The 9,198-nt window shown below is 43.5% G+C and carries 11 protein-coding genes; 3 read left to right on the plus strand and 8 right to left on the minus strand.

Annotated features, from left to right (window positions below):
- Nucleotides 1-18: 18 nt before the first annotated feature.
- From G1O98_RS34030 to G1O98_RS34035, 3 genes are all read left to right on the plus strand, one after another.
- Complete coding sequence (locus G1O98_RS34030; RefSeq protein WP_163937981.1) at nucleotides 19-1,185, plus strand: glycosyltransferase family 4 protein; 1,167 nt, start codon at nucleotides 19-21, stop codon at nucleotides 1,183-1,185.
- A gap of 136 nt (nucleotides 1,186-1,321) precedes the next feature.
- Nucleotides 1,322-1,489 (plus strand): hypothetical protein, encoded by a 168-nt coding sequence (locus G1O98_RS38860; protein WP_167306234.1) that lies wholly within the window; start codon nucleotides 1,322-1,324, stop codon nucleotides 1,487-1,489.
- A gap of 168 nt (nucleotides 1,490-1,657) precedes the next feature.
- A complete protein-coding gene (locus tag G1O98_RS34035) occupies nucleotides 1,658-2,071 on the plus strand; it encodes a hypothetical protein (protein WP_163937984.1) in 414 nt (137 codons plus the stop codon).
- 423 nt (nucleotides 2,072-2,494) lie between these two features.
- On the opposite strand, the gene G1O98_RS34040 is transcribed toward G1O98_RS34035, so the two are convergent.
- The 8 genes from G1O98_RS34040 to G1O98_RS34075 all read right to left on the minus strand — a co-directional run bounded on the left by G1O98_RS34040 (nucleotide 2,495) and on the right by G1O98_RS34075 (nucleotide 9,027).
- Nucleotides 2,495-3,958, minus strand: a complete 1,464-nt coding sequence (locus G1O98_RS34040) for a DNA cytosine methyltransferase (RefSeq protein ID WP_163937988.1) — start codon at nucleotides 3,956-3,958, stop codon at nucleotides 2,495-2,497.
- On the minus strand, nucleotides 3,955-4,347 hold the full coding sequence (locus G1O98_RS34045; RefSeq protein ID WP_163937991.1) for an ASCH domain-containing protein: 393 nt from the start codon (nucleotides 4,345-4,347) through the stop codon (nucleotides 3,955-3,957). Before G1O98_RS34045 ends, G1O98_RS34040 begins: the two co-directional genes overlap by 4 nt.
- A gap of 5 nt (nucleotides 4,348-4,352) precedes the next feature.
- A complete protein-coding gene (locus G1O98_RS34050) occupies nucleotides 4,353-4,733 on the minus strand; it encodes a hypothetical protein (RefSeq protein WP_163937994.1) in 381 nt (126 codons plus the stop codon).
- 70 nt (nucleotides 4,734-4,803) lie between these two features.
- Nucleotides 4,804-6,159, minus strand: a complete 1,356-nt coding sequence (locus G1O98_RS34055) for a DnaB-like helicase C-terminal domain-containing protein (RefSeq protein WP_243458625.1) — start codon at nucleotides 6,157-6,159, stop codon at nucleotides 4,804-4,806.
- Nucleotides 6,156-7,493 carry a helix-turn-helix domain-containing protein gene (locus G1O98_RS40410; RefSeq protein WP_243458626.1) on the minus strand — a complete coding sequence of 446 codons (1,338 nt, stop codon included), beginning with the start codon at nucleotides 7,491-7,493 and terminating at the stop codon, nucleotides 6,156-6,158. Before G1O98_RS40410 ends, G1O98_RS34055 begins: the two co-directional genes overlap by 4 nt.
- Before the next feature lie 63 nt (nucleotides 7,494-7,556).
- Nucleotides 7,557-8,156 carry an alpha-ketoglutarate-dependent dioxygenase AlkB gene (locus tag G1O98_RS34065; protein WP_163938000.1) on the minus strand — a complete coding sequence of 200 codons (600 nt, stop codon included), beginning with the start codon at nucleotides 8,154-8,156 and terminating at the stop codon, nucleotides 7,557-7,559.
- Entirely contained in the window at nucleotides 8,144-8,833 is a 690-nt protein-coding gene (locus tag G1O98_RS34070; protein WP_163938003.1) for a hypothetical protein, read from the minus strand. The genes G1O98_RS34065 and G1O98_RS34070 overlap by 13 nt, the downstream gene beginning before the upstream one ends.
- Nucleotides 8,830-9,027 (minus strand): hypothetical protein, encoded by a 198-nt coding sequence (locus G1O98_RS34075; protein WP_163938006.1) that lies wholly within the window; start codon nucleotides 9,025-9,027, stop codon nucleotides 8,830-8,832. Before G1O98_RS34075 ends, G1O98_RS34070 begins: the two co-directional genes overlap by 4 nt.
- Nucleotides 9,028-9,198: the final 171 nt, after the last annotated feature.

Raw genomic sequence — 9,198 nt, forward strand, 5'->3', positions numbered from 1 at the left:
TTATCAAATGTTATCAAAATGAAAACTAAACTAAAGATATCGCTGCTTGTATGGAATTTGTCTACTAATGATGGTTTCATTCGAGCATCTTTATTGAAATCAGCGTTAGAAAAATTGGGTTATAAAACAGAAATATTAGGATTTTTATTTAACAAAAATCTCTCTGCTGCTATTCCATCTGATACGAAAGTTTTTGCTATAGAAGGTGGAAATTATCCGAAATTTTTTCCAGCAGTCAACAAAGTTTTAAAACATATTGATGGAGATATAATTTATGCAATTAAACCACAGATAGCGAGTTTTGGAGTCGCACTGTTAAAAAGTTTGTACAGCAGAAAACCAGTGATTTTAGACATAGATGATTGGGAACTTAGCTGGCATGGTGGTGACAACTGGCGTTATTGTCCGACACTGAAACAATTAGCTAGGGATTTATTGAAATCAGATGGCGCACTCAGGAGCCCATATCATCCTTTGTACGTTAAATGGATGGAAGGTTTAGTAAATCATGCGGATGCTGTGACGGTGCATACTAAATTTTTGCAGCAGCGTTTTGGTGGTATATTGGTTCCTAATGGCAAGGATACCTCCTTATTTGATCCGGCTCGATGTAATCCTGATTCTAGTAGAAGTCGCTATAATTTATCTGAATACCGAATTTTAATGTTTCCTGGCGCACCTAGACCTTATAAAGGTTTAGAAGATGTTCTTATAGCGTTAGAGAAAATTAATCAGCCAGACTTAAAATTAGTGATTATTGGTGGCAGTCCTTATGATGATTACGATCAACAACTTCAAGAACGTTGGGGACGCTGGATTATCAAACTACCAAAGTATCCAGTTGATGCCATGCCGGATCTTGTTGCTGCTGCTCATATTGTTGTCGTTCCCCAGCGAGATACTCCAGAAACTCGCGCTCAATTTCCTTTGAAGTTGACTGATGGAATGGCAATGGCTAAACCTGTATTATCAACACGTGTTGGAGATATTCCCGAAATTTTAGGTGATACTGGTTATTTAGTTGAGCCTTCTTGTCCTGAACAAATTGTTAAACAAATTCGATTGATTTTTCAAAATTTAGAGTCAGCAAACCAGCGAGGTATTAAAGCCAGACAAAGATGTGTAGAAGAATATAGTATAGAGGTTATGGCTTCTAAACTCGCACCGCTAATTACTAGTCTCTAAGCTGATGTCATGTCCTGACTACAAACCTAACACTACAGTTATAATAATCCCCTCGATCAGCAGCCATTATAGAAAATCAAACTACTCTTCTTATTAAGCGACAGTTTATAATATTCTCTAAAGATGATTAAGAAAAATGATTAAGCCTAAAAATGTGTATCGTGGACACTCAATGGAAAAAGTTGGTCACGGTAAAAGAGCGGTATTTAAAACAACTATCAACGAAAAAGAATGGTCTGCAATGACTGAGATAAACGTAAAAACAGCAATTGATACTTGGATTGATGAAGGGATAGAGCCTTAGTTATTGAGCGATCGCTTCTCCCCTGTCCTTGTTACAACCGCCCTCCACAGCTTACGATTGCTCCTTGGGGTAATGGTGGATTTTTGTTTGACAAATGAGTGATAACCATTGGTTTACACGCATTCAGCCAAGGGTGTTGCATTGGGCTTGGTTGATTGCATCTAATCGTTGCATAGTGCAGGTTTAATTCCTTTAGTTTTCGGTGATGTAGTTCTAGATCAAGCTATTGGTGGTACTGTCTTTTCGACAGATGCAATGCTTGCAGAACTAGCGAAATACTTCTATCTTCAAGGTAAGTTTAAAGTTAGACTAATAAATGTTGGGAATTATGCAGGTGTATATGACCAAGAGGGGCAAGTAGTTTCCAATATTACTCAAGCTAACTATTCTCAGATTAAACCTTTCTTGGGCAAGAGCACATCAGTAGATGTTACTGGCGGGATGGCGAAGAAAGTTGAGGAGTTTTTGGCTATTTCTAGTTTAGGGATTGACTGCTGGATAATTGATGGGAATATCCCAGGTAATTTAGCCTCTTCAGTTTTAGGTACGCCAACTCTAGGCACTTTAATTAGGGCATTTTAACTAAAATGATTTCAAAACTGTTGGTAGTTAATCCGAACTACTTACCCTTAATCTTTTTGAGATAACTCATTGAGAAAGGCAGAGGGCAGTTCGAGCTTGCGGCAGCTATGAATCTATCCCACTAATAAAATTCTGCGAACCCAGATGTGAACTGTCGCTAAGGAAAGAAAACCATTAAAGCAGGCGGAAATTCGCTCCCACCGCACAACCTCTGTGCTTCCTCTTTTCTGTCCCCTGCTTGTTTGTTGTCCTCTTCCTTACCTGTACCCAATACTTTTCGGTTAAGGGGGAAAGGGAAAGGTTTGAATTTCCCTTTCCCCATTGCCCTTTAACCTTTCCCCATACCAAAAGAGAGATTATTGGGTTTAACCGAAAAGTATTGTACCTGTACCAACACATTTTAAGTGAGTTGCTCTTGGTTTGTCATAAAAATGCTCCTGATAATTGTTTCTGTATGTGAGTAAATAACTGCGCGGCGAAACTGGGCGGTACAGAATAGCCGATAATTGACCCCGCCGTAGCAGTCTCGTTGGGAAACTCGTACCAACCGGGAAACCCTTGCAAGATTGCAGCCCCTTCAATAGACAAAGACTTGACCGTACCATCCGGCAACCAGATATCAGCGAACTTACTACGGTTACAGCCTTTGTGATCGGTGAAGTGTGAGCGCACAATGGTATTACAGGGTAAATGCCCAGGCTTGTACTTCAGTCTGTTGCGCCCTCCAACTCTCTCTAGTAGCAATGGCGTTGGTTCGTTAGTTGCCAGAAATTGTTCTACCGCTTGCCGTTGTTTGGGGAGTAATTGGGAATCAGTCATGCTGGGGATTAGATGAGCGATCGCCTCATACCAACCACAAGGTGTAGCTCCCGTAGGTAGGGCAACCCGAAACCCCCTACTTGCAACCAGAACTAACCGCCGCCGCGCCTGGGGCAACCCAAAGTCAGCCATGTTGACCACGCTGTAATCGACTGAGTACCCTTCTTGCTCCAAAGCATTCAGGATGATGGCAAAACTCTGACTGTTCTGATAGCGTGGGACATTCTCCAGCGTAAACACCCGTGGCTGCAACTGTCGAATGGCTTCTGCAACTGCGATTGCAGCCGTCAGGTCATCGGTAGTTTCGCCGCCCTTACCCGCTTTAGCTGTGTGAGCTTGGCTGAAATTGGCGCACACCGGGGAGGCGTGGAGATAGTCGGGGCGGCGCGGAAAACCTAGAAATCCTAACCGTGCTACTTCTTGAACTGTTAGCTGGATTATTCTACAGCCATACTCGCTGAAGTTGTGGTGATGGGTTTTGGCGATCGCCTGACTTAGCTCTGGTTTGCTTGGGTCGAACTCTACTGCAATGACTGGGCGAATACCAGCTTGCACCATCCCCGCCTCAATCCCACCGCCACCAGCGAATAGTACTACAGCGATCGGTGCATCATCTGGAAGAACTGGTTTTATTTTTGTGTTATCAAAATTTTTGCAGACATCTGATTTTGGTGATAGCTTTTTGGTTTTCGCTTTTTTGATGAAGGCGATGATATTCTCTCGTGTTGCCCCCTGCTGTTGTAGTGTCTGAATCATAGGGACAGCGCCAGGAGGGATTGAGCCGATACTTCGCCCTTTCCATAATCCATCAACTCGTTCTTCCCAGTTAAAACCCCATCGCCACTGAGTCGGGTTGTTTGGGTCACGTTGGCCTATAACTCGTGGGTAAAAAACTATTGAGCCATCAAGTAGCTTTTTCTTTTCGAGATACGGATAGAGGCATCCTTGGCTATGCAGTTGTGAAGCTCTAAGGTCGTCCTCTAAGAATTTTTCGGGTGTTGGAGATAACTCAACTATTACTGATTTTGGCTTTGGAAGTAGCGTATCGCTTGGGGCTGTTTTAGTCATGCAGCCACCTCCATGACCAAATCATCAGGTACTTCAAAAATTCCCAACCGCCCAATGTAAGGAATCGGTGTAATCTCGCGTGGGTTCTCCAGTTTCCAATGGTATTGCCCAGGCATTCCCCAGCCAGATGCAACTTGTGAAAACTTGCAATCAACTATTGTGACAATGCCAATAACTTGACCGCGACGTAGAGAAATTAACTCTGGGATTACTATCCCCATCCCTTGGCAAAATTCTCTGGCTAGCTGGTACTCTTTTTTGGTACAGGTTTTGGCGGCGTGAATCAGAATGTCGCCGCGATAATGAATGGGCCAGCCACGGTTTTCTATATTTTTGGTGGAGTGAATGATTGCCCATGCCCAGGGTTGGCGAACGGATAGCGCTTTCACGGGTTTTAAAACTCCAGTAATTGAATGTATGCGTCTAATGCTGCGATCGCCGGATGTGGATGTGGCTGTGAACGCAGTCTGTTGCAGATTGTGGCGATAGTCCCAAGTTCTGTAAAGCTGAAGCTGATACTGGACTGTCGAGCCGCACAGTGATAAATAATCGTTAGTAACACGAAATTCAACAATCGAATTGTAAAATCACGCCGATTAGCTAAATCTGTTTCTAAGTTCTCAGTAATAATTTGGCGACTAGCAGTAAGAGAATTGCACTTTTCAACATCTGGTAAAATTCGGAGCTTGAACTTGTAATCCCATTCAGTAGATAAACACTCATCAGGAGCGAGAGTTGCCCATTTAGAAAAGAGTTGTTGATATGTTGTACCCATAAAGTTTGTAGTTGTGAATTTTTGCGAGAATAGAAAGAAGTAAGGAGGGATTATGAGAAAAGTGGGTAAATTACCTGGCCAAGTTCAAAAATTTCGATGTGGATAAATCGCACAACATCGTCGCAGTGCCGAGCTTACCGTAAAGGCGGTTTTTCTCAACAATCAACTCGATAGTGCGATCGCTGCTGTCATTGCTGTACACGGAGTTGCGATAGAGCATAATTAACTGGTCACAAACCTCAAAGATTTCGCCAGAATTACGTAACAGATGACGATTGGGGCGTTTATCAGCCGTTGTTTGATTGCCCCGATTAATTTGACAGCCCAAGAAAACAGGGATTTTGTGAGACTTGGCAATGTCCCGAATCTGGCGGGTAATCTTGCCGACTTCAAAGGCCATGTTCCCACCGGACTCCAAAGGAATCTGCTGCAAGTAATCAATGAACACAGCCCCAATAGAACCACCGAATTCGGCAATGGCACGGCGCACAGCAGAAGCAATCATTGTGGTTGTAGGGGAGGAATGCTCGTAAACCTTCCAAGGCAGTTCCACCATCTGTCCTATGCCTTGTGCTATTTGTTCCCAGTAACATTGAGTATTGGTTTGAATCATAGAAGCGTCTACGCCTGTGATTCGGGCCAGCATTCGGGCATTGAGTTGATTCTTATCCATTTCTGGAGTAACGTACAGAACTGGCTTTCCAAGTTTGGTCATGATTTCGTAAGCATAAGAAATCATAAAATGGGTTTTCCCCATGTGCGACTCAGCAGCCACTACAACTAAGCTGCTCGGATAAATGCCACCGGTGATATTTTCGAGGTCGTACCAGCCAACTCTGTCGCCTGCCATATTCCCCATCTCCAACTTTTGAAAAAGTTCAATGCCCATGTCTTGTGCTGAGAAAACCTTGCAGCGTTCATCGCTTTGATTTTGGGTAACGGTGAAAACTTCCGCCTCAGCAAGATTTAGTACAAGCGGTAGTTCAGTTTCTGTTTCGTAAGCGAGTTTGACAACTTCGTTCCCTGCCTTAATTAACTGCCGCCGTCGATATTTCTCCATCACCAAATCAGCCAAAGCATCAATGTTGACGGCTGATACAGTGCGGTCTACCAGAGTCGCTAACTTATTTCTGCCACCAATGCGATTGAGCAAATTGTGGTCAGCCAACCATGCGGTGACAGAAAGTAAATCTGTGGGTTGGTATGTAGCATGAAGTTGGACTGTGGCTTGATAGATATCTTTGTGGGCGCTGATGTAAAAGGCTTCAACGCTCAGGCGATCGCTGATTCTAGTCATTGCTTCTGGGTCAAGCATAATCCCGCCCAAAATCGCTTCTTCAGCCTCGATGTTTTGTGGGGGCAAGTTGACTTGATTTCGATCAGGGGCAAAAGAAACTACGTTGTCTTGATTGCTGTACATAGTCATGCTCTAAGTGCTAATTTTAACTGCGCTTCAACTTCTCGCAAATTCGTGGAAGATGGTCTGGTGTTGCTCGAAACTTTTGGCTCATTTGCTTTGGCTTGAAGTTTTGCTTTTAGCTCCAGCATTTGTGGGCTGTGCTGATATCCATTGGATGGAACCCGAATAGATTGCTCTTGCTGACGGCGCTTATGATCTTGTGCCAAAGCATCTTCGAGCGTGATGCTAGTGGTGTTGCTTGGTCTTTTTGCCGTCGCAGTATGCAGTTGGGGTAGGGGTTGTTTCTGTGTTTGCAATGCTTGGTGATAACGCTGCATCAGGTTCGTCCATCCCCCTTTGGTTTTTTCCCAGGTGTTCATGACTGCGATCGCATGAGTAATTTCAAGTTGTGCGGAGCGTTTCGACTTAGTGGCTAATTCTTGTGCTAGGAAGTCCACGACTATCGGATTGAAGTTTTGGTAGAGGTTATTCAGTTTTCGCTCTCCATTGCGCCAAGGTAAAACCCAGCGATTCCACTTGATTGAGTCTCTAACAAGCAGGGGCACACAATCATCACTCATGGCAGTTGGGTCTGTTAGCCAAGCATCAATCAGTTCTTTCACGTTCCTGGCTGTCTTGTAGGGACAGGTTTGTTGCGGCTTATTTGATTGTTCGGATTTATCGAACGACCCCGCCGCAATAGTTGATCCTCTGGAGGGGTTATCGGTTTGTTGCGAAGACTCGGAATTTTTTAACAACAAAGCGGGTTGTTGTGGGGTTGGTTCTTCAAGCTCTGGTTGTTTTGATTGCTCGGTCAACTCAGTCTGTTCAGTTTCACACACACACGATTCTTGGATGGGAAATGCGTTCTGAGTTGGGGGTGCTTCTAGTATGTGTTTTTCTTCTAATTTATTTTCTTCTAATTGTTTTTCTATATGAGGGGTGGATGACCCACCTATGAATAACCCACCTATGGATGACCCACTTACGGATGACCCACTTACGGATGACTCACCTATGAACGACTTACCTATGGATGAATGATTTTCTCGAAATAACTTTGTGTCTTCTTTGCTGGTAAAAATGTAATATTGCCAGTCAAACTTACCATTGTTCGGTTTGTTCTCTTGAACTCTCACTAAATAGTCATTTTGTTCAGCGTTTTTGATAGCATTACGGATTTTGTCTCGTTTGTACCCCAAATGTTTTTCGATTACCGTAAAACTAATATCAAAATTTTCGTCGTGAGAAGCTACCCAAGAAATTAACCTAAATGTTGAATCAGTAAGGTTGTGAGCACGAATTAAACTGTTGGGAATTGCTGTAAACTGTTTAGAGGGTTTACCATTACGAAATCCCATATAAATCCTCCTTAAATATTAATAATCTTGGATATAAACCTCACCAAGAGCGAGAACAAAAGGTCATCTCTTGCCTCCAACGTGCGGTCGAAAAGTTAGATTAATCCGTGTACTAACGACCTTATTGGTCTTCGGAACTTGATGCAGATGTGTGGACTGACAGCCTGGAAGCATTACAAGCAGACTCCCATGCTCCAGCCAAAAGTCAGTCGGCTTCCCCCCGATGGGCTTAATTTGGAATTTCCTCACCGAACCTAAACTGATTGATGCGATGGCTGGGTTAAATCCCATCGAAGCTTCACTATCGTTGTGCCAGCCGATACTGTCTTGTCCGCTTCTGTATTGGTTGCCGATGACAATGCGGAAGCTGTAGCCAGTAGCCGCAGTAATCCTATCTCGCAGTTGGGCCAGCGATGAAGTCCAAGGTAATGGTTTGAGCAGTACACTCTTGGAGTAGAGGTAATCACAGCCTTCATCGCCATAAATGCACTCCAGACGCGGAACGGGCATAGTTTTACCCAACATCCTGATTTGGTTTTGCTGCCATTGCAGTTCTTGGCAATGTTGGTAGAGTTCGTCGGCTTCTTCCTTGTTCAGAAATTCTGGATAATAGTTGACTGGTAAAGTAGGAGCAGATTCGGGAAATAAAGTTAGTTGTTGCATAATTCTCCTTTGGCAATCGCTTGAACAATTTCTTCTGCCCATTCTTGTGAAATAGCCTGTTCTGGATTTTTGTAAAACCCAGCGATCGCCGACTTGGGACGAATAATAATTTGCTGCCCTGTTGCGCGTTTGTCCCAGACAAAGCACGAGATGGTAATGTTATCGGTAGCCCAACGAGTACCCCGTTTGTCTTTCCGAAAGCAGAAGCGCGGCATGATGATTACAAGTGACGGCGGGTGCTGCTGTAAGAAATCAGCCCGATCATCACAGGGTTCGAGAAAACTGGTTAATAAGAATGCGGCAACACCTACACGAGCTTTCTGGTAGGCATTCCTGATAATTGGTGCAGCAAATTCCGCGTATGGTGGGTTAGTGCAGATCCAGTCACAATCGGGAAACTTAGCCCATGACTCGGATAGTGTTGCATCGTAGTGAAAATGTGCCTGTTTGTTCGGATCAATATCGTTAGTCCAGATATGTTCTGTATGAGGCCACACATTCAATAAAGAAGCGATCGCCCCATGTCCAACACATGGCTCACCAATGACACCAGATAACGGAACATGGCGTAGTAATTCAGTTGTGAACCATGATGGAGATTCGTAAAAGTTTAGAGGATGTCGGGTGACAGTTTCGATGACGGTGATTTCTGGTGTTAATAATGGTGCAACAGTCATACTTCATCCTCACTAAATTCAATGTGGCTTAAAGTCTGAAGTTCAACAGCTAATCCACTTAAGAAATTTTGGAGTTCGACTGTTGCCAATTCTTTGGATATCTCTTTTTCTGACGTATAAATAAGTTGCTTGTGATGCCCAAAGTAAGCCTCTGTACGAGTCAAGTTTTGCTCTGTGTCAGTTAACAGAGTCAAAGTAAATCTTCCAAGTTACGCCTAATGTGAATTAAAGAGGTTGAGACTGGAAAGTGAGAACATTAATGCCAAAATGTCGGCGAAGCAACAAACGTATAGGAATCATATTTGATTTTTGAAAAAGACTACGAGATAATACTGAGGTAAATATCGGTCTAAGAGTGAACCATG

Origin of the sequence: Nostoc sp. UIC 10630, from assembly GCF_010747425.1 — a bacterium.
Classification (GTDB): domain Bacteria; phylum Cyanobacteriota; class Cyanobacteriia; order Cyanobacteriales; family Nostocaceae; genus Nostoc.